14 protein-coding genes and 1 pseudogene are annotated in these 21141 nt (G+C 50.2%); 9 read left to right on the top strand and 6 right to left on the bottom strand.

The window, feature by feature from the left end; all coding sequences use genetic code 11:
• Positions 1–58 precede the first annotated feature (58 nt).
• Positions 59–736, bottom strand: a complete 678-nt coding sequence (locus ACSBQN_RS10315; RefSeq protein ID WP_004235839.1) for a hydrolase — start codon at positions 734–736, stop codon at positions 59–61.
• A gap of 279 nt (positions 737–1015) precedes the next feature.
• Here ACSBQN_RS10315 and aphA point away from each other — a divergent pair, with 279 nt between their 5' ends.
• The 4 genes and pseudogenes from aphA to ACSBQN_RS10295 all read left to right on the top strand — a co-directional run bounded on the left by aphA (position 1016) and on the right by ACSBQN_RS10295 (position 5503).
• The gene (gene aphA / locus ACSBQN_RS10310; protein ID WP_036407279.1) at positions 1016–1729 is read left to right on the top strand and encodes an acid phosphatase AphA; all 714 of its coding nucleotides are present in this window, start codon (positions 1016–1018) and stop codon (positions 1727–1729) included.
• Positions 1730–2067: 338 nt separating this feature from the next.
• Positions 2068–3801 (top strand): annotated as a pseudogene (ldtD, locus tag ACSBQN_RS10305) (L,D-transpeptidase).
• A gap of 467 nt (positions 3802–4268) precedes the next feature.
• On the top strand, positions 4269–4817 hold the full coding sequence (locus ACSBQN_RS10300; RefSeq protein WP_024474043.1) for a YcbK family protein: 549 nt from the start codon (positions 4269–4271) through the stop codon (positions 4815–4817).
• Between the two features lie 38 nt (positions 4818–4855).
• Positions 4856–5503: an MBL fold metallo-hydrolase gene (locus ACSBQN_RS10295; RefSeq protein WP_024474042.1), complete on the top strand. Its 648-nt coding sequence runs from the start codon at positions 4856–4858 to the stop codon at positions 5501–5503.
• Between the two features lie 69 nt (positions 5504–5572).
• Here ACSBQN_RS10295 and ACSBQN_RS10290 read toward each other — a convergent pair whose 3' ends face one another.
• The 4 genes from ACSBQN_RS10290 to pncB all read right to left on the bottom strand — a co-directional run bounded on the left by ACSBQN_RS10290 (position 5573) and on the right by pncB (position 11233).
• Positions 5573–6763 carry an amino acid aminotransferase gene (locus tag ACSBQN_RS10290; RefSeq protein WP_004235846.1) on the bottom strand — a complete coding sequence of 397 codons (1191 nt, stop codon included), beginning with the start codon at positions 6761–6763 and terminating at the stop codon, positions 5573–5575.
• Between the two features lie 237 nt (positions 6764–7000).
• Positions 7001–8101: a porin OmpC gene (ompC, locus tag ACSBQN_RS10285; RefSeq protein WP_354632858.1), complete on the bottom strand. Its 1101-nt coding sequence runs from the start codon at positions 8099–8101 to the stop codon at positions 7001–7003.
• 293 nt (positions 8102–8394) lie between these two features.
• Entirely contained in the window at positions 8395–9795 is a 1401-nt protein-coding gene (gene asnS / locus ACSBQN_RS10280) for an asparagine--tRNA ligase (RefSeq protein WP_004235849.1), read from the bottom strand.
• 223 nt (positions 9796–10018) lie between these two features.
• A complete protein-coding gene (gene pncB / locus ACSBQN_RS10275) occupies positions 10019–11233 on the bottom strand; it encodes a nicotinate phosphoribosyltransferase (RefSeq protein WP_024474040.1) in 1215 nt (404 codons plus the stop codon).
• A 274-nt stretch (positions 11234–11507) separates the two neighbouring features.
• Here pncB and pepN point away from each other — a divergent pair, with 274 nt between their 5' ends.
• From pepN to ACSBQN_RS10255, 4 genes are all read left to right on the top strand, one after another.
• The gene (pepN, locus tag ACSBQN_RS10270) at positions 11508–14126 is read left to right on the top strand and encodes an aminopeptidase N (RefSeq protein ID WP_354632857.1); all 2619 of its coding nucleotides are present in this window, start codon (positions 11508–11510) and stop codon (positions 14124–14126) included.
• A 301-nt stretch (positions 14127–14427) separates the two neighbouring features.
• Positions 14428–15657: a TPM domain-containing protein gene (locus ACSBQN_RS10265; protein WP_024474038.1), complete on the top strand. Its 1230-nt coding sequence runs from the start codon at positions 14428–14430 to the stop codon at positions 15655–15657.
• A gap of 204 nt (positions 15658–15861) precedes the next feature.
• Positions 15862–16872, top strand: a complete 1011-nt coding sequence (gene pyrD, locus ACSBQN_RS10260; protein WP_004235854.1) for a quinone-dependent dihydroorotate dehydrogenase — start codon at positions 15862–15864, stop codon at positions 16870–16872.
• Positions 16873–17059: 187 nt separating this feature from the next.
• The gene (locus ACSBQN_RS10255) at positions 17060–17605 is read left to right on the top strand and encodes a cell division protein ZapC (protein ID WP_004235855.1); all 546 of its coding nucleotides are present in this window, start codon (positions 17060–17062) and stop codon (positions 17603–17605) included.
• A 152-nt stretch (positions 17606–17757) separates the two neighbouring features.
• On the opposite strand, the gene ACSBQN_RS10250 is transcribed toward ACSBQN_RS10255, so the two are convergent.
• Positions 17758–18828 carry an MOSC domain-containing protein gene (locus ACSBQN_RS10250; RefSeq protein WP_405083826.1) on the bottom strand — a complete coding sequence of 357 codons (1071 nt, stop codon included), beginning with the start codon at positions 18826–18828 and terminating at the stop codon, positions 17758–17760.
• 196 nt (positions 18829–19024) lie between these two features.
• Here ACSBQN_RS10250 and rlmKL point away from each other — a divergent pair, with 196 nt between their 5' ends.
• Positions 19025–21139 carry a bifunctional 23S rRNA (guanine(2069)-N(7))-methyltransferase RlmK/23S rRNA (guanine(2445)-N(2))-methyltransferase RlmL gene (gene rlmKL / locus ACSBQN_RS10245; RefSeq protein WP_024474035.1) on the top strand — a complete coding sequence of 705 codons (2115 nt, stop codon included), beginning with the start codon at positions 19025–19027 and terminating at the stop codon, positions 21137–21139.
• The last annotated feature ends 2 nt before the right edge of the window (positions 21140–21141 follow it).

The raw sequence follows: 21141 nt of genomic DNA, 5'->3' as shown, positions 1-21141 counted from the left end.
CCTCCGGTCTTTTCTCTGAAGCGGATGAGCACAGTAGTGTGCTCATCCGTTTTTTATATCAGCGCTGTGAATCTAAAATCTCGTTGTTATTCACAACGTCCTGCGCTTTGGTATAGCTCTCAATCAGTAACTGATAGGCCGGGAAAATCTGCGTGTACGCCTGTGCCCATTCTGCCGCATCCGCACGGTTCCAGGTTTTTTGCAGTTCAGAGGCCACAGCTGCAGTATCCATCGGTACCACACCGGCCTGGACAACGCGCGCCAGGGTGATTTCCTGTGCCATCTTGGTATAGGTACCGGAAGCATCAATTACCGCAAACACCTGATAACCGTCAGCCACGGCGCTGATCGCCGGGAATGCCATACAAACGCTGGTAATGGTACCGGCAATGATTAACTGCTTTTTACCGGATGCTTTCACCGCAGCCACAAACTCCGGGTTATCCCAGGCATTAATTTCACCTTTACGGGCAATATACTGAGCATGCGGCGCATTCTGATGAATTTCCGGGATCAGCGGGCCATTCGGACCCTGCGGAACTGAGGCGGTGGTGATCACCGGGATATTGGCGAGTGTTGCCATTTTTGCCAGTACAGCGGCTCTGGCGCGTAATTCAGTCATCGGCATATCGCCGACAGTCTGGAACAATCCGCTCTGATGATCGATCAACAGCATCAGTGCATCATCAGGATTAATAACAGGACGCTGACCATTAAAGTTTGCCGGATTACTCATTTTAAGACCCTCACTTATGATAATTTGATGGTGATTTTTGTTTAAACAGTGTGTTTCTCAGAAACGTTCTGTTGTGCGGATTAAAATTAATCCATAAGCGAAAAGCTGAGTAGTGCGGATATTGATAAACAATGTTCTGAATTCAGAACAATCAGGCGGCTGTCAGCAGGTATAAAGCGGCGGGGATTCCTCACCGTGTGATCTGAATAACGTTAATATGAAACCGGAATGGTTAGATTCTCACTCCGCGTGATCGACACAGAAAATTAAGGATATACAATGCGTAAACTGACCCTCACCCTGAGTGCCCTGGCACTCGCTCTGAGCCTCAACAGTGTGGCTGATGCCAAAGTGTACATGCCGGAAAAAGTCAGTGACGGCGTGACCGTTACTCAGCTGGCAGAACAGCATGCCATTCACTGGATTTCGGTTGAACAGATTGAAGAGAGCCTGAAAGGGCAGCCGCCGATGGCGGTGGGCTTTGATATTGACGACACTGTCTTATTCTCAAGCCCGGGCTTTTACCGCGGCAAACTGGAATACTCACCGAACGACTACAGTTATCTGAAAAACCCGGAATTCTGGGAAAAAATGAATAATGAGTGGGATAAATTCAGTATGCCGAAAAAATCCGGTACGGAACTGGTTCAGATGCACCTGAAACGTGGTGATACCGTTTATTTCATCACCGGGCGCAGCAAAACCAAAACAGAAACGGTCACCAAATATGTGCAGGAAGGGCTGCGTATTCCGGCAGATAAAATGAACCCGGTTATTTTTGCCGGTGATGAGGAAGGGCAGAATAATAAAGTCAGCTGGATGCGTGATCACAAACTGAAAATTTATTACGGTGATGCGGATGCCGATATTGCCGCAGCACGGGAACTGAATATCCGCGGTATCCGGGTATTACGCGCTTCGAACTCTTCGTATCAGCCGCTGCCGAAAGCCGGTCAGTTCGGCGAGGAAGTGGTTATTAATTCCGAATATTAATCATAACCTGTCAGTCATCTCAGCTCCGCCATCCGGCGGAGTTTTTTGTCTGTGTTGTTTATTGTCCGGCGCAGATTTGTTTATCCGGGAAGAAAAACAGAGAATGAGATGTATTTCATCGCACTCAATACATGCGTTTGCGTAATTAGTGCAGTGTATTCCTCTTAAAAAGATGTATTTGCGCCTTTTTTCTACGATTTTTTCGTTATCCTATTTTCAATTATTCTCTGACAGGTAAAATCAGCAGGGAAGTCATTTAAACGATACATTTACTATACTGACCATAAGTATTAACAATTGGCCGGAACAGATATAATAAAAAATAAGAGAGGGATGTTATGGTGACGGGAGTTAAAAAAGTTGTTCCCATTTCCGCCATGATAGGAACACTGTTACTGACGCCTGTTTCGTGGGCCTCAACTGCACCGGTAACGCATCTGACTGAAGCAGATGCCAAAGTGGAAAATCTGAAAGCATTTTCAGAATCACCGGAAAATACAGAAACACAGGCCGCAGAGCCGGTGGCCGGTGTTAATGCACTGCCTCTGAGCGATGTCGCTGACAGTATCCGCCGTGAAGTGCCGGCGGCAACACCGTTACTTTATACCGACACACTGACAAACATTTATGCGGAACATCAGCTGAAACCGCTGTGGACCGATGAAAAAGCACGTCTGTCCCTGGAAAATCAGCTGGCGGAAGCCGCACTTGCCGGATTCCAGCCGCAGTTCACGGCCTGGCTGAATGCCCTGGCACAACCGGATCTGTCCCCGCTGGCGCGGGATATGATTTTAACGGATGCGGCGCTGGGTTATCTCTATTACCTCGACAACGTGAGCACCAAAGGCGATAAATGGCTGTACGGTGCCCGTCCGTTTACGTTTGCGGCTGTCAGTGCCCCGTCACTGGCGAGGCTGAATACAGCGGCTCATAACGGCACCCTGGCAGCATTTACCGATACGCTGTTACCGGAGAATAAGATGTATCAGCCGATGCGCAAAGCCATGCTGACAGAACTGGCGGATACCGCGCCGTGGCCGGAAATGGTGATTAACCGGACATTGCGTCCGGGGGAAAGCCACGAATCTGTCGGGGCACTGCGTGAGATCCTGCACCGCTTTAATCTGATCTCTGCCAATGACATGATGAGCGCCGGTGCTGTTTATGATAAAACGCTGGTGGCGGCTGTTAAACAGTTTCAGTTACAGCACGGCCTGGAAGCCGATGGTGTCATCGGTAAACAGACCCGTGAATGGCTGAATAAGACACCACAGATGCGGGCTGCCATTATGGCGGTAAATATTCAGCGCCTGCGCATTACGCCGGACAATGAACCGACCGCTATTCTGGTCAATATTCCGGATTTTTCCCTGTATTTCTATGTGGATAATAATCTGATCCTGGAATCCAGAACCATTGTCGGTCGTGCGGAACGCAAAACGCCGATTATGTCCAGCGCCCTGAATAATGTGGTGATTAACCCGCCGTGGACGGTTCCGCCGACCATGAGCCGCCAGGATGTTGTACCGCGCGGCAGGGCCGATCCAAGTTACTTCAGCAGCCGTGGTTAAACTATCTATAACGGCTGGAGTAACAACGCCTCTGTGGTTGATCCGTACAGCATTGACTGGAGTGTTATCACGCCGTCAAACTTCCCGTACCGGATAACCCAGGCACCGGGCCCGTCCAACTCGCTGGGACGCTATAAATTCAATATGCCGAACTCAGAGGCGATTTATCTGCACGATACCCCGAACCACAGCCTGTTTAATAAAAACATGCGGGCTATCAGTTCCGGCTGTGTGAGGGTGAATAAAGCCAAAGATCTCGCGGCGATACTCCTTGGTGATGCGGGCTGGAACGAAACCCGTGTGGATGGTGCACTGAAAGCGGGCAGTACCCGTTATGTTTCTATCCCGAACCGTATTCCGGTTTATCTCTATTATCAGACTGCCTGGGTAAATGCGGAGAATATCCCGCAATATCGCGCGGATATTTACCGTTACGATGACAGCAGCCTGAAAGGTATTGATAAATTAACTGATATCACGCCTTTCCTGATAAAAAGCTGATCACATAAAGCCGTTTATTTATTACAAATAAGCGGCTTTTTTCTTCTGAAATATAATTAACCGGAAAATGATGTGCAGATAAAAATAATTTACTGCGCAATATTATATTTTGTCATTCCGTTAATTAACTAAAAATGATTAATTCTGTCATATCACCGTTCCCGGCAAAGGCTCGGCAGATGCGGCATCGTGCCCGTCACACACCGGATGTTCATGAAAATGTCGGTGAGGTTTACTTTCTGAGTAAAAATGTGTTTTTTTATTTGACTCCGGGGGATTGAATCGGTAAAAAATAGACGGTCAGTTTTGTTTATTGCTGTTTTTTTCATATTGACGTTAATATTGAAATAACCTGACGAAAATTTACAGAAATAGACAAAACCGATCCGCTGCGGGTCTGAACGGTGAACACAATTATCGCTGTCCGGCCATGTAATATTTAATCAGATAAAGAGTGATTACCGTCAATGGATATAATTGATAACGACCGCCGTAAATGGCTGGGTTTTGGTGCGGCGGCGCTGGGGTTGGCTTTATTACCGAATCACGCATTTGCGTCCCTGACCACGCCCCGGCCGAAAATTTTACGGTTTGAAAACCTCAATACCGGTGAATTTTTGAAAGCAGAATTTTTTGACGGTAAACGTTATAACCGCTCTGAACTCGCCCGCCTTAACAAGCTGTTCCGCGACCACCGCAGTAACAAAGTCAAAACCATTGACCCGCACCTGTTTGACCAGATGTATCTGTTACAGGTGATGATGAATATCAATAAACCTATTCAGCTGGTGTCCGGTTATCGTTCTCTGGTCACCAATAATGAACTGCGCAGAACCACCTCCGGTGTGGCGAAGAAAAGTTATCACACCCGCGGCCAGGCAATGGATTTCCGTATTCCGGGCATTCAGTTAAGTCAGGTGCGTAAAGCAGCCATGAAAATGCGGGCTGGTGGTGTGGGTTATTATCCGTCCAGTAATTTCGTTCATATGGATACAGGACCGGTCAGAACGTGGTAATCTGTTGTTATTACCCGCTTTAACCGGAGTTTTGTGTCATGCAATATCATATTATCCCTGTCACCGGCTTTATGCAGAACTGCACCCTGATTTGGTGCGATGAAACTAAAGCCGCTGCTATTGTCGATCCCGGCGGTGAAGCGCCGCGTCTTATCCGTGAAATTGAACAACGCGGTCTGAAACTGGAAAAGATCCTCCTGACTCACGGTCACTTTGATCATGTCGGCGCAACCGCGGATGTGGCAGAGCACTTCAATGTGCCGATCGTTGGCCCGCAGAAAGAAGATGCTTTCTGGATAGAGGGGCTGACGCAGCAGAGCCAGATGTTCGGTGTGGAGCCATGTCGTGCATTTACCCCGGATCAGTGGCTGGAAGATGGTGATAAAGTCACTGTCGGCAATCTTGAACTGGATGTGCTGCACTGCCCGGGTCATACACCGGGTCATGTTATTTTTGTGGATAAGCAGGACAAACTGATTTCAATGGGTGATGTGCTGTTCAGAGGGGGCGTCGGCCGCAGTGACTTCCCGCGCGGCAATCATCAGGATCTTATCCGCTCCATTAAAGAAAAAGTGCTGCCGCTGGGGGATGAGTATCGTTTTATCCCGGGCCACGGCCCGATGTCCACACTCGGGGAAGAGCGCCGCACAAATCCATTTTTACAGGATGAACAGCCTGTCTGGTAAGTTACATCACCGCAGCAATAAAAAATGCCTGACATACAAAGTCAGGCATTTTTTATGGTCAAAACGAAATTACAGCACTGCAACAATGGCTTCGCACAGCGGAACCATATTTTCCAGGGTCAGACCGGCAACGTTGATACGACCGGAGCTGACCGCATATACCGCATATTCATCACGCAGACGTGCAACCTGTTCTTTGGTCAGGCCGCTGAAAGAGAACATACCGTTCTGGCGGATAATAAAGCTGAAGTCCTGCTTCGCGCCTTTTTCCTGCAGGGTGTTCACAAAGAGCTGACGCATGCGCTTGATGCGCTCACGCATGGTGGTCAGTTCCTGGATCCACTCTTCTTTCAGTTCAGGATCAGACAATACTGTCGTTACCACAGCACCACCGTGTGACGGCGGGTTAGAGTAGTTGGTGCGGATAACGATTTTGATCTGGCTGAACGCGCGATCGGCAGTGTCCGGATCAGCGGCAACCAGGGTGCAGGCACCGACACGTTCATTGTACATGCCGAAGTTTTTGGAGTAAGAGCTGGCCACCAGCATTTCAGGGTGAGATTTTGCGAAAATACGCAGCCCCTGAGCATCTTCATCCAGACCGGCGGCAAAGCCCTGATAAGCAAAGTCAAAGACCGGCAGCAGACCTTTTTCTTTTACCAGAACAGATAATTGCGCCCACTGCTCAGCAGTCGGGTCAATACCGGTCGGGTTGTGGCAGCAACCGTGCAGCAGGATCACATCACCGGCCTGTGCCGCTTCCAGGCTTGCCAGCATGCCATTGAAATCCAGTGAATGGTTTTCGGCGTCATAGTAATTGTAAGTGCAGATTTCCAGACCGGCACCGGCAAAGATACCGTTATGGTTAGGCCAGGTCGGATTACTGATCCAGACACGTTTTGCGCTGGTTTGTTTAGCAATAAAATCAGCCGCGATACGCAGCGCACCGGTGCCGCCCGGCGCCTGTGCGGTACGGGCACGTTTGGCGGTGATGATGTCACTGTTATCACCAAACAGCAGTGCCTGAGTCACTGTTCCGAATTCAGGGATCCCGGTAATCGGTAGGTAGTTTTTCGTGGTTTCATTATCCAGCAGATACTTTTCCGCTTTTTTAACGCAGCTCAGTACCGGTGTTTTACCGGTTTCATCTTTATAAACACCAATACCTAAATTGATTTTGTTTTCACGGGGGTCCTGACGGAAGCTGTCAGCCAGACCTAAGATCGGGTCGGCAGGCGCGGCAGTAATATTCTCAAACATAGTTGTTGATCCCAATAGTATCTGATAGTGCGGATAAGAGGACTGTCACAAGGTTATCAGGTTAACTCCCTGTAAATCATTTGCCAACTGTTTACAGAAAAAAGACGGAGATCTTGTGAAGTGGGTGACGTCCTGTTGAGGTTTGCATGAAAATACATCACAAAACGCGTTAGACAGATAACAAAAAACCCACGGCAAGCCGTGGGTTTTGTATTCATACTTAGCGTTAACGCTAAATCAGAACTGGTAGGTCAGACCTAAACCAACAACGTCACCAGTGTTGATTTTAGCACCGCGGGTGAAGTCATTGTTGTCCAGCAGGTTGATTTTATAATCAATGACTGCAGACATGTTTTTGTTGAAGTAGTAGTAAGCACCCAGGTCGATGTATTTAACCAGGTCTTCGCTGCCTTTGGTACCGTTTTCCAGGTCTTTACCTTTAGACTGCAGGTAAGCGATGGATGGACGCAGACCGAAGTCGAACTGGTACTGTGCTACTAATTCGAAGTTCTGAGTTTTGTTAGCGATGTCATCATCTTCGCCGTATTTGGTCATGTTACGGGTTTCACCGTACAGAGCGGCCAGATACAGGTTGTTAGCGTCGTATTTAGCACCAACGTTCCATGCTTCAGCACGTTTACCTTCAGCACCGAACATACCTTTCTGCTGGTTGATAGTACGAGCAGAGTTAGAGTAGCCAGCACCCAGAGTCACGCCCCAGCCCAGGTCGTAAGAAGATGATAAACCGTAACCGTCACCGTTCGCTTTAGCGCTGTCACGTGCTGCGATAGAGTTATCGTCGTTAGCACCCTGATACTGCAGAGCGAAGTTCAGACCATCAACGTAACCGAACATGTCGGTGTTACGGTAGGTCAGCAGGTTAGCATTACGACCGGTCATGAATACGTCGGTCTGTGCCATGGTATCGCCACCGAACAGTGGCAGAACGTCGGTCCATGCTGCAGTGTCATATACCACACCGTAGTTACGGCCGTAGTCGATTGAACCGAATTCAGCGAATTTGAAACCAGCGTAAGCTAAACGTACTTTGTTTTTGTTGTCGCCTTCAACGCCGTTGGTTTTGATTTCGTTTTCGAAACGACCGAAACCGGTCAGTTGGTCAGTGATCTGAGTTTCACCTTTGATGCCGAAACGAACGCGTGAATCGTCGCCATCTTCTTTAGAGCCGTTGTCATCAGACTTAGCGAACATGTGACGAACGTCAACTTTACCGTACAGGTCTACTTTGTTGCCGTCTTTGTTGTAGATTTCAGCTGCGTTTGCTGCACCAGCAACTAACAGAGCCGGGATAACCACTGCAAGAATATTGCGTTTCATTATTATTACCCTCATTGGTGTTATTCGGACACCTGCCACTGCCAGAAATAGTTCTGAAAAAAATTTGGAACTATTTATGAGAGTTTAGTGTCGTCTGTGTCGGCGACCAGTGTTCCATTGGTAAAATATTTTATCTACCCTGAAAGTGCTACAAAAACGAAGAATCTGTAACAAATGGCAAAAAAGTATTTCAAAATGTAAATAATCGGGAACTTTTTGAACAGTCAGATCATCAGACATAAAAAAAGCCGACCTGAAGGCCGGCTTTTTACATTCAATATTTTTGATGAAAATCAGAATGTGGCGCTGCGCGGGGTGCGCGGGAACGGGATGGTTTCACGGATATTTGAGACACCCGTCACATATGATACCAAACGCTCGAAGCCCAGACCGAAACCGGCGTGCGGCACTGTGCCGTAGCGGCGCAGATCACGGTACCACCAGTAATCTTCTTTATTCATACCCAGTTCATCAAAGCGGGCATCGAGTCTGTCCAGACGCTCTTCACGCTGGGAACCCCCGATAATTTCACCGATTCCCGGTGCCAGCACGTCCATCGCTGCCACGGTTTTGCCGTCTTCGTTTTCACGCATATAGAAGGCTTTGATAGCTTTCGGGTAGTTTTTAACGACCACAGGCGCTTTGAAGTGCTCTTCCGCCAGGTAACGTTCGTGCTCAGAGGACATATCCACGCCCCAGTACACGTCGTTTTCAAAGGTTTTGCCGCAGTTTTCCAGGATTTTGATCGCATCGGTGTAATCAACCTGTGCGAAATCGGAAGTGACAAAACGTTCCAGACGTTCGATTGCTTCTTTATTAATACGCTCAGCAAAGAATTCGAGGTCGTCGCGGCGCTCTTCCAGAACGGCTTTGAAGACATATTTCAGCATGGCTTCGGCCAGACCGGCGATATCATTCAGATTGGCAAACGCCACTTCCGGCTCAACCATCCAGAATTCTGCCAGGTGGCGGCTGGTGTTGGAGTTTTCCGCACGGAATGTCGGGCCGAAGGTGTAGATTTTGCTCAGCGCAGAGGCATAAGCTTCACCGTTCAGCTGACCGGATACAGTCAGGAAGGCTTCCCGGCCGAAAAAGTCTTCGCTGAAATCCACTTCGCCTTTGTCGTTACGCGGCAGGTTGTGGAAATCCAGAGTGGAGACGCGGAACATTTCACCGGCACCTTCGGTATCGGAGGTGGTGATCAGCGGGGTGGATACCCAGAAGAAACCCTGCTCGTCGAAGAAACGGTGTAATGCCTGAGATAAGGTATGACGGACACGGGCAACCGCGCCAATCAGGTTAGTGCGCGGACGCAGGTGCGCCACTTCACGCAGATACTCGACAGAGTGGCGTTTTGCCGCCATCGGGTAGGTATCCGGATCATCAACCATACCGACCACACGAACCTGTGAGGCATGGATTTCAAAGCTTTGTCCCTGACCCGGGGAAGCAACCACTTTCCCGGTAACTTCGACAGAACAGCCCGCCGTTAAATGAAGCACTTCATCATTATAATTAGGTAAATTATTTTCGATGACGGCCTGTACCGGATTAAAGCAGGAACCGTCGTAGACGGCGAGGAATGAGATCCCGGCTTTTGAATCTCTCCTTGTACGGACCCAACCCTGTACCGTGACTTCGCTGTCAACAGGTACACGGCCTTGCAGTACATCGACCACAGGCGCTATGCTCATAGTTGAAACTCTCTCTTCTTATATAGGTCTGTTACACGCGTTACCCGCCATCCTCTGAGATGTGAGTAACAGAATAGTCATCAGTTGCCGTCAAACGGGCAATCTCACTATGTTACTTGCTCACTCTCAGGAAACAAGCAGAAATTAAGGGATAACAGCCCGAAAAACAGAAAAAACAACCGTCTTTTTCTGTTCTCCGGGAGCAGGTATATAAAAGGAGGGATCAGCAGGCGCGCTGAACGTGGGGAATATCAAATGCACGGCGCAGTTTATCGACAAATTCATCATCTTCGCAGATGGTTTTGCCGGGGCTGTCAGAGAGTTTGGCAACCGGTTTACCGTTGCATTCCACCAGCTTGATAACAATATTGAGCGGCTCGACATCCGGGATATTGCAGGTCAGGCGGGTGCCGATACCGAACACCAGGTTTATCCGGTCACAGAAATGGGCATAAAGCGCGAGGGCTTTGCGGAAATCCAGGTTATCTGAAAAGACCAGCGTTTTGCTCATCGGGTCGATACCCAGCTTTTCATAATGAGCAATGGCTTTTTCACCCCATTCCACCGGATCCCCGGAATCGTGGCGCAGACCCTGATAGGCGCGGGCAAACGGGGCATCGAAATCGCGCAGGAAAGCATCCATTGTGATGCAGTCTGTTAAGGCGACACCGAGCTGATCCGGATATTCGTCAAGCCAGGTCTGGAGGGCTGCGCGCTGGCTGTTGGCCAGTTCCGCGCTGATCTGCTGATGTGCCTGGAACCATTCATGCGCCTGGGTGCCGACCGGCTCCAGATCGAGTTTTTCCGCCAGCAGGTAATTGCTGGTACCGACCAGATACGGGAAATGCTGTTTCAGTTCAGTGACAATGGCTTTCTGAACATCAAAAGAGAAACGGCGGCGGGTACCGAAATCCATCAGTTTAAAGCGGCTGAGGTCGATCCCTGCCTGCTCTGCATCCTGATAAAAGTGCGCCACCAGCTCACGCAGACGGATAACGGCATCTTCCGGCGTGACCTGCGGTGATTCATGATGGTGAACGAGTTCACTGATCAGCGCCAGCAGCGGCACTTCCCACAGGATAACCTCCACCCACGGGCCGCTGATACGGACAGCCAGCTGACCGTTGCTGTCACAGCGGATATTCACCTGTGACGGATCAAAACGGAACCGGCGGAACCAGGCGAGGTAGTCTGCCGAAAAGAACGGCAGGCGGGCCAGGTAGTTGTACTCGTCATCACTGACTGACAGCTCTGCCATCATTGCCACCCGGCGGCGCAGTTCATCTGCGTACTGCCCCAGCCGTTTGCTGCTCCGGCAGCGGAATTCCGCGACCACAGGAATTGAGCGGTAATGATGGAACACTGCCTGCTGCATATGCAGCTTATACGCATCGGTATCCAGCAGTGATGTGATAATCGGGGTTGCTTCTGAATTCATGGCGCTTTCAGCATCCTCACGGAGCAATCAACCTAAACAGGTTATAGCTTACTATTATCTGCGTATAGTAACACGTTATTTTCCCTGTGCGTGATGTTCAGCGCGCAATCACATTATTTGTTAACATTTTATTCATATTTGATGATGTACCGCACCGTCAGGAAATCAGGGCGTATCACAAACTGCTAAAATTTCGTTTACCACGGCGCCTGAATTATGAGAGCCTAAGTACAGCGTAATTGTAATCATTTAATAAAACAGTGAAGAGAAAACCATGACACAACAGCGGCAGGCGAAGTATCGTCAGGACTATCAGGCTCCTGACTATACCATTACCCATATTGATCTCGATTTTGCGCTCGACCCGCAGACGACAGTGGTGACTGCCGTCAGTCAGGTGAAGCGCCTGAATGACAATGCCTCTGAGCTGGTACTTGCCGGTGAGGGGCTGACCCTGAAGCAGCTGACCATTGACGGCAAAGTCTGGTCAGATTACCGCGAAGAACCCGGTTCGCTGCACATTCAGAATGTGCCTGAACAATTCACCCTGCAAATTATTAATGAAATCAGCCCGGCGGAAAATACTGCACTTGAGGGGCTGTATGTGTCCGGTGATGCACTCTGCACACAGTGTGAGGCGGAAGGTTTCCGTCATATCACATATTATCCTGACCGCCCGGATGTGCTGGCGCGTTACACCACCCGGATCACGGCGGACAAAGGCCGTTATCCGTATCTGTTATCCAACGGTAACCGGATTGATGCCGGGGAATCCGGGGATAAACACTGGGTAAAATGGGAAGATCCGTTCCCGAAACCAAGCTATCTGTTTGCTCTGGTGGCCGGTGATTTTGATGTGCTGCGCGATACATTTACCACCCGCAGCGGCCGTGATGTGGCACTGGAGCTGTTTGTCGACAAAGGCAACCTCGACCGCGCCGGCTGGGCGATGACCTCCCTGAAAAATGCCATGAAATGGGATGAGGAGCGCTTTGGTTTCGAGTATGACCTCGACATCTATATGATTGTGGCCGTTGATTTCTTCAATATGGGCGCGATGGAGAACAAAGGACTGAATGTCTTTAACTCAAAATATGTGCTGGCGAAGAATGAAACCGCGACAGATAAAGATTATCTCGGGATTGAATCTGTTATCGGTCATGAATATTTCCATAACTGGACCGGTAACCGCATCACCTGCCGTGACTGGTTCCAGCTCAGCCTGAAAGAAGGGCTGACCGTTTTCCGTGACCAGGAATTCAGCTCTGACCTCGGCTCCCGTCCGGTAAACCGTATCAATAATGTCCGCGTGATGCGTGCCGCTCAGTTTGCCGAGGACGCCGGTCCGATGGCGCACCCGATCCGCCCGGATAAAGTCATTGAAATGAATAACTTCTATACGCTGACAGTGTATGAGAAGGGCTCTGAAGTGATCCGCATGATCCACACGCTGCTCGGCGAAGAGCAGTTCCAGGCGGGGATGCAGCTTTATGTTCACCGCCATGACGGCAGCGCCGCGACCTGTGATGATTTTGTGCAGGCGATGGAAGACGCGTCAAATGTCGATCTGACACTGTTCCGCCGCTGGTACAGTCAGTCCGGTACGCCGCTGGTGACCGTGCGTGACAGCTATGATGCGGATAAAAAACAGTATCAGCTGCATGTGACCCAGATGACCCCGCCAACACCGGATCAGCAGGACAAACAGCCGCTGCATATTCCGTTTGATATTGAACTGTACGGCAGTAACGGCGACGTGCTTGCGCTGCGTCATGAAGGGGAGCCGGTTCATTCAGTACTGAATATTACCCGTGATGAACAGACCTTCACCTTTGATGATGTCAGTGAAAAGCCGGTACCGTCACTGTTCCGCGAATTCTCTGCACCGGTGAAAGTGGATTATCCGTACACCGATGCACAGCTGGCATTTCTGATGCAGCACGCCCGTAATGAATTTGCCCGCTGGGATGCCGCACAGTCTCTGCTGGCATTACATATAAAGGAAAACATCCGCCGTTATCAGGCCGGTGAAAACTTACAATTACCGGAAGGGATAACCGATGCTTTCCGTGCTGTGCTGCTTGATGAGCAGATCGACCCGGCACTGGCGGCTCAGATTCTGACCCTGCCGTCAGAAACCGAGGTTGCGGAATGGTTCCCGGTGGTGGATCCGGATGCAATCAATGCGGTGATGACTTTTATCGCCGGCACATTTGCCCGTGAACTGGCCGATGAGCTGTATGCCGTGTATATCAGCATGAAAACCGGGGCATACCAAATCGATCATGCGGATATTGCAAAACGCGATCTGCGCAATGTCTGTCTGGGCTATCTGGCACTGGATGAGGACAAAGAGCAGGCGGACAAGCGCGTGTCACAACAGTATGCGCAGGCCGACAATATGACTGATTCCCTGGCGGCTCTGACCGCGGCGGTGAAAGCTGCACTGCCGTGCCGCGATAAACTGCTGGCGGATTACGACAACAAATGGCATCAGGATGGTCTGGTGATGGACAAGTGGTTTATTCTTCAGGCCACACGTCCGGATGCGGATGTACTGGACAATGTGAAATCACTGCTCACTCACCGTTCCTTCACTATGGCAAACCCGAACCGGGTGCGCTCGCTGGTCGGTGCGTTTGTGATGAATAACCCGAAAGCGTTCCATGATAAATCCGGTAAAGGCTATGAGTTCCTGACGGAGATCCTCTGTGATCTGAACAGCCGTAACCCACAGGTCGCGTCACGTCTGATTGAGCCGCTGATCCGCCTGAAACGGTATGACGACAGTCGTCAGAGTAAAATGCGTGATGCATTGCTGCGCCTGAAAGGGCTGGAAAATCTCTCCGGTGATTTGTATGAGAAAATCACCAAAGCACTGGATGAGAACTGATCGTTGAAACTTCTCCGGGGAAATCTGTTACCCCGGGGAAGATCCGGATAACGGGCAAAATAAAAAGACGCTGTAAATATGTCCCTATACGCTCAGGCGCGTCATCCATGACGCGCATGCTTTTTATTTCTCTGCCCGCCATCCGGATGATTGCACCGGCATTGTTACAGACAAAACACCTCCCCGGAGGTGTTTTTTTTTGCACTGCAATACATTGTCACAGTAACAGGGCGTTATTTTTAACCGGATACGGTAAACTCAGGCCAATGACGACCTGTATATATAAAGAAAGGATTTCGTGATGAGAAATGAAATAAACCGGTGCAGTCGCTGGTTACAGGGGATGTTCTCCCTGTTTTTGCTGCTTTTTGCTGTGACGGCATTTGCTCAGACGGAGACATTTCCCCGTATGCAGGGATCGGTCACCGATACCGCCGGATTGCTGACCGCCGGTGAGCGCAGCAGTATTGAGCAGAAACTGAATGCACTGCGCGAGCGGACCGGTACGCAGATTGCGGTACTGACGGTGAACACTACCGGCTCGCGTGATATTGAAAGTTATGCGGAAAAAGTCTTTAACCAGTGGCGCCTTGGTCGTATCAATATTGATGACGGCATTTTATTGCTGGTGGCGTCAGATGATCGCGCGATGCGGATTGAGGTCGGATACGGGCTGGAAGGGGCGGTGAGTGATGCGGTGGCAAACCGTATTCTCAAGGATTATTTCATTCCGAATTTTAAAATAGGAAATTATGCCGGTGGTATTAATGATACCGTCGATGCGCTGATTGCCAGAGTCCGCAATGAACCACTGCCACCGGTTACCACCCCGGCATTCTTTATTGCCAAACAGGCAGGGCCCGTCGGCTGGATTGATATTGTGCTTGGGGCGGTACTGGCCGCGAGTGCATATCTGTGGGGCGCTTTCCTGTATGGCATGGTGAAACGCTTTAAACTGAAAGCGGCAATTCCGATCGCCATTATTCTTTATCTGACCTGGTACGCCGGCGGCTTTAATAATCCGGCCGGAAACGGTATTCATTTCGGGGAAGATTTTCTCTACACAGAATTACCGCGCTGGAGTCAGTTCCTGTTCCTGCAGATTCTGCCGTTCTGGCTGGTGATAGTACTGACATTCACCATGTTTATCGCGGCCTTCTTCTTATTCCTGCTTACGCTCGGCGGATTGTACTGGATATTGACGAAAATTGTCCGGCCTCAGAAGCTGCGGGTTTCAATCTGTGTTGGTTTTCTGTTCGGCGGATTTGCTTTTATTTTCGGATTACTGTTTTCAGAGGGGAGTCTGGCCGCCGGTGTGGTGGCGGGAGTGGGATTCGGCATGTTTGTCGGGATCGGGCACTATTTCGGTTTTGTTACTGTCGGCGGCGGAGGCGGCAGTGGTTCAGGGCGCGGCGGCCGTGGCGGGGGAAGCAGCGGCGGTGGTTACAGCGGGGGCAGCCGGAGCAGCAGCCGATCCTCATCCGGAGGCGGAGGACGCAGCGGTGGCGGCGGGGCATCCGGTCGCTGGTGATCTGATAATAAATGACGCACATTCTTTGTGCGTCATTTACTGCGTAAAAAAGCCGTGCAGAACGGACGCATTTCACCTATTATAGCCGCCTGAGATAGGCTCCCGCTGTTTCAGCTATGATTCACGACCTATTTTGTTACAGAGAAATTGCCCGGTACGGCGTGTTGTGCCGAAAACACATATCTATAGCAAAAGGTATTTAAGATGTATTATCCGCTAGTCAGGAAGGCCCTGTTCCGCCTTGATCCGGAACGTGCCCACGAATTCACCTTTCACCAGCTTAAACGTCTTTCCCGCTCTCCTTTCCGTTTTCTTATTCAGCAGCATGTCGCCACCAAACCCGTTCAGTGCATGGGACTCTCTTTTAAAAACCCGCTCGGATTAGCCGCCGGTCTTGATAAAGACGGTGAATGTATTGAGGCATTTGATGCAATGGGTTTTGGTTTTGTTGAGGTCGGTACGGTCACACCGAAACCACAGCCGGGAAATGATAAGCCGCGTCTGTTCCGTATTGTCGAAGCAGAAGGGTTAATTAACCGGATGGGTTTTAATAACCTCGGGGTGGATAACCTGGTTGAGAATATTAAACAGGCCCGTTTCGGCGGTATTCTGGGAATTAATATCGGCAAAAATAAAGATACACCGGTCGAACAGGGAAAGGATGACTATCTGATTTGTATGGATAAAGTGTATACCCACGCTGGGTATATCGCTGTTAACATCTCCTCACCGAATACTCCGGGATTACGGACACTGCAATACGGCGATATGCTGGATGACCTGTTGTCAGCAATAAAAATAAAGCAGCAGGAACTGCATCAGAAGCACGGGAAATATGTGCCTGTTGCCGTAAAAATTGCCCCGGATTTAACAGCGGAAGAATTAATTCAGGTCGCTGACAGCCTGGTGCGCCATAATATTGACGGTGTGATTGCCACCAATACCACATTAGACCGCTCATTAGTGCAGGGATTAAATCACTGTAATGAAACCGGCGGATTAAGTGGCCGCCCGGTGCAGAGTAAGAGCACCGAAATTATCCGTTTATTATCGAAAGAGCTGAACGGGAAATTACCAATCATCGGTGTCGGCGGAATAGATTCCCTGGTTGCCGCCCGGGAAAAAATGGAAGCGGGTGCATCTCTGATCCAAATCTATTCAGGATTTATCTACCACGGGCCCAAATTAATTAAAAATATTGTAAATTGCCTGTAATTTTCACTATTATTCCTGTCAGGGGGTTTATTTTTCCCCCTGTTTCTTTTATATTTTCAGATGTTGCCTGAAAAATTGTCACTGACAGGCAATACACGTTAAATCAAACAATCACTTTTAATTATTTTATTTAATGTGTAGTGAAAATATAAATCGCTAATCAGGTATTAGCCGGGAATGTGATCAGATGAAAATAAAACCTGACGATCAATGGCAGTGGTATTACGATGATACGCATGAGCGTATTATGCTGGATCTTGCCAACGGAATGGTATTCCGCTCCCATTTTGCACCACGCCTGCTGGCGCCGTACGCACGGTGTCACAGTCCGTTTTCTGTTGATGATGCCGCATTATTTTTTATCTTTGAAGAACAGATTAAGAAATTAGATATTCCGGCACAGCAGTGTGCTGAATTAACACTGAATGCGTTAATTGCATCGCGTTTTTTAAAGCCGCAAATGCCGAAGAGCTGGTATTTCTCATTGTTCTGCGCAATGACAAAACCGGAGCAGGGGCAGCTGGTTGAAGTGGTGGCGGATAACAATCGTCAGCGCAGCAACTTTATTGTGGCGGAAGCAGGGGACAGTGCCAGTTTATGTCTGCTGGTTGATCCGGTACTTGAATTACATGATCGGAGTATGTGTTTTTGTGATCCGATAAAGATCATGAATGATCGTTTATTACCAAGAACCCCGGTAACACGGAGTTTATTAATGGGCAGGGCTGTCTGAAGCTGTCCGGTAAACGATCATAATCAGGATCAGATAACGTTATATAACCCCCGGCGGATCCTTATTATTAATAAGTGATCAATTCAGCCGGAAATACCCCCGGTAGTTTATCTGCCGGGGGTATTTTTTTACTGGTCATCCGTGACGGCCGGTTATGCGTGACGAATAGTAATATTGGTTTTCGGAATACAACTGCATGCCAGAATATCGCCGTTCTCTTTTATCGCCCCGGCTTTCAGCGGAGTCACTTCGCCGGAGACCAGCGTGACTTTACAGCAACCGCAGACACCGGCACGGCAGGAATACGGAATATTGACCTGATGGCCTTCCAGCTGCTCCAGTAAGACGTGCTGATTATTCACCGGGTAGAGTTTACCGTTGAATGTCAGTTCCAGTGCTGCTTCCGGTTGTGCGGGCGCGGCCTGCACCTTTTCCACTTCCTGTTCCTGATACTGACGCGGCTCGCGGGTTTCCAGTACGGTGACGGCATCACCGACCTGAATCACACCGCTGTTGCGGGCAATGGCATTCATGCCGAAATCCACATCATCATTATCTGCGGCTTTCCGGAAGGTTTGCAGGGTGTGGAACGGCTCCATTTCCGGGTGTTTAATCCCTTTATCGGTACTGACAGTCGTGAGAATACAACGGCTGCACGGTTTTTTCAGATCAAACACAACATCACCGACCTGAATGGTTTTCCAGCGGTCTTCCGCAAACGGCTCTGCACCGGTGACAATAATATTGCCGCGGAACTGTTCAATTTTAATACCGGCACCGCAGCGGCGCTGCACCTCACGGAAAGAGGCTTCATTGACCACCAGATAGGGATAACCGTCGGCAAACGACACCGCAGTGTCCGGGAATTTTTTTACTCTGCGGGTGGATTGCGGGCTGAGCCAGCGCAGCTGTACCGGGATATCAAAGAACTGACACAGCCACTGATTGATTTTTTCCGGCGCAAGCAGTGAGGTGAAATGGTTTCCCCAGACTTCGCACGGCAGGTGGTCAGGGCGGAAATCCTCAAACAGTATCGTGGCACCGCTGCCTTCCGGGCTGCGCAGGTAAATTCCGTTACTCAGCAGCACCGGGGTAAACAGCACCATCTGCGGATAACGGCGGGCGGTGATAAATTTTCCGGTTTCATCCGTTATCATAAAATTACGGTCAAAGCTCAGCCCGGTTTCCCCTGCATGGCTCTGCGACTGGCGGATGCCCTTCATTGACTTCACAGGAAAGGTGTATAAACGGGAGAGTGTGATGGGTGTTGTCGTCATTGTTATCCGTTCTTTTCGTTATTATCAGTAATACCACAATGGCATCCCGGTTTATCCGGAAAAAGGTGAACGTCAATTTTATGATTTACCGCCCGGATCCGCTATAATGCGCTCCAATTTTTTATTTCAACGGTAAACCATGATGAACGCGTATTTTGCCAGCACCGCCCGCGGGCTCGAAGAACTCTTAAAAAATGAATTAGCGACACTGGGCGCTGAGGATCTCAGTATTACGCAGGGTGGCGTTCACTTCCGGGCGCAGCCGCGTACGATGTACACGTGTCTGATGTGGAGTCGTCTGGCATCCCGTATTTTATTACCGCTGAATGAGTTTAATGTCTATAGCGATATGGATCTTTATCTCGCGGTACAGTCCGTTGACTGGCCGTCGGTATTCTCCGCTGACAAGACATTTGCCGTGCATTTCAACGGGACTAACGATGAGATCCGTAACAGCCAGTACGGCGCACTGAAAGTCAAAGATGCTATCGTCGACAGCTTTACCCGCAAAACCGGCACGCGCCCGGATGTGGCGAAACAGCAGCCGGATATCCGCATCAATGTCTATCTCAATAAAGAAAAAGCCTCGCTGGCGATCGACCTGAGCGGGGATTCCCTGCATATCCGCGGCTACCGTGAACTGGCCGGTCAGGCGCCGCTGAAGGAGAACCTGGCGGCGGCGATTATTCTGCGTTCCGGCTGGCAGAAAGAGACCCCGATGGTGGATCCGATGTGCGGCTCCGGCACCCTGCTGATTGAAGCGGCAATGATTGCCTCTGATTGTGCACCGGGCCTGAACCGCCACCACTGGGGTTTTGAAGCCTGGGGCGGCCATGATAAAGCGGTCTGGGAATCTGTCCGTGCAGAAGCGCGCGAACGCGCTAATGCCGGTCTGGTCAGCGCAACCGCGCGCTTCTTCGGTTCTGATACCGATAAACGTGTGCTGGATATGGCCCGTGCCAACGCCCGCCGCGCCGGGGTGGATAAACTGATCACTTTCCAGCAGAAAGATGCCACCAAACTGGAAAATCCGCTGCCGGACGGCCCGAAAGGCACCATTATTTCCAACCCGCCGTACGGCGAGCGTCTGGAAAGCGAACCGGCGCTGATTGCCCTGCACAGTGTGTTCGGCCGTGTGGTGAAAACCCGTTTCCCGGGCTGGCGTCTGTCATTATTCAGTGCTTCCCCGGAACTGCTCAGCAGCCTGCAGCTGCGTGCGGAGCGTGAATTCAAGGCAAAAAACGGTCCGCTGGACTGTGTGCAGAAAAACTATCAGTTAAGTGACACACCACCGGCAACGGCGCAGGATATCGGGGCGGATTTCGCCAACCGTCTGCGCAAGAACGAAAAGAAATTAGCAAAATGGGCGAAGCAGGAAGGTGTTGAATGTTATCGCCTTTATGATGCGGATCTGCCTGAGTATAATGTTGCGGTTGACCGCTATGCGGATTATGTGGTGGTGCAGGAATATGCGCCGCCGAAAACCGTGGATCCGAACAAAGCGCGTCAGCGCCTGTTTGATGTGATCAGCGCAACACTGGCCGTGCTGGAGTTACCGGCGCACAAGCTGATCCTGAAAACCCGTCAGCGCCAGAAGGGCAAACAGCAGTATGAAAAACTGGCGGAGAAACAGAACAGCTTCCTGGTGAAAGAGTATAACGCGCAGTTATGGGTTAATCTGACTGATTACCTGGACACCGGTCTGTTCCTTGATCACCGTATTGCCCGCAAAATGCTGGGACAGATGAGCAAAGGCAAAGACTTCCTCAATCTGTTTGCCTACACCGGCTCGGCAACGGTTCACGCCGGTCTCGGCGGGGCGCGCAGCACCACGTCTGTGGATATGTCACGCACGTATCTGGAGTGGGCGGAACGCAACCTGCAGAGCAACGGCCTGAGCGGCAGACAGCATCGTTTAATTCAGGCGGATTGTCTGAGCTGGCTGGCACAGACGCCGGAACAGTTTGATCTGATCTTTATCGATCCGCCGACGTTCTCCAACTCCAAACGGATGGAGGACACCTTTGATGTCCAGCGTGATCACATCGACCTGATGAAACATCTGAAACGCATGCTGCGCCGCGGCGGTACCCTGATGTTCTCCAACAACAAACGCGGTTTTAAATTAGATCAGGACGGTATGGATGCTCTGGGGCTGGTTGCTCAGGAGATCACCGCCAAAACACAGTCACAGGATTTTGCCCGTAACCGTCAGATCCATAACTGCTGGCTTATCCGCCACGCAGGCGAGGAATAACA

Origin of the sequence: Morganella sp. B601, assembly GCF_051172335.1 — a bacterium.
Classification (GTDB): domain Bacteria; phylum Pseudomonadota; class Gammaproteobacteria; order Enterobacterales; family Enterobacteriaceae; genus Morganella; species Morganella morganii.
Note: the sequence above shows the minus strand (reverse complement) of the source record. Positions and strands in the feature narration are given on the sequence as shown.

Coding starts and splice junctions, on each gene's coding strand:
- ACSBQN_RS10315 (WP_004235839.1), bottom strand. CDS start 736: ATGAGTAATCCGGCAAACTTTAATGGTCAGCGTCCTGTTATTAATCCT.
- aphA (WP_036407279.1), top strand. CDS start 1,016: ATGCGTAAACTGACCCTCACCCTGAGTGCCCTGGCACTCGCTCTGAGC.
- ACSBQN_RS10300 (WP_024474043.1), top strand. CDS start 4,269: ATGGATATAATTGATAACGACCGCCGTAAATGGCTGGGTTTTGGTGCG.
- ACSBQN_RS10295 (WP_024474042.1), top strand. CDS start 4,856: ATGCAATATCATATTATCCCTGTCACCGGCTTTATGCAGAACTGCACC.
- ACSBQN_RS10290 (WP_004235846.1), bottom strand. CDS start 6,763: ATGTTTGAGAATATTACTGCCGCGCCTGCCGACCCGATCTTAGGTCTG.
- ompC (WP_354632858.1), bottom strand. CDS start 8,101: ATGAAACGCAATATTCTTGCAGTGGTTATCCCGGCTCTGTTAGTTGCT.
- asnS (WP_004235849.1), bottom strand. CDS start 9,795: ATGAGCATAGCGCCTGTGGTCGATGTACTGCAAGGCCGTGTACCTGTT.
- pncB (WP_024474040.1), bottom strand. CDS start 11,233: ATGAATTCAGAAGCAACCCCGATTATCACATCACTGCTGGATACCGAT.
- pepN (WP_354632857.1), top strand. CDS start 11,508: ATGACACAACAGCGGCAGGCGAAGTATCGTCAGGACTATCAGGCTCCT.
- ACSBQN_RS10265 (WP_024474038.1), top strand. CDS start 14,428: ATGAGAAATGAAATAAACCGGTGCAGTCGCTGGTTACAGGGGATGTTC.
- pyrD (WP_004235854.1), top strand. CDS start 15,862: ATGTATTATCCGCTAGTCAGGAAGGCCCTGTTCCGCCTTGATCCGGAA.
- ACSBQN_RS10255 (WP_004235855.1), top strand. CDS start 17,060: ATGAAAATAAAACCTGACGATCAATGGCAGTGGTATTACGATGATACG.
- ACSBQN_RS10250 (WP_405083826.1), bottom strand. CDS start 18,828: ATGAAGGGCATCCGCCAGTCGCAGAGCCATGCAGGGGAAACCGGGCTG.
- rlmKL (WP_024474035.1), top strand. CDS start 19,025: ATGAACGCGTATTTTGCCAGCACCGCCCGCGGGCTCGAAGAACTCTTA.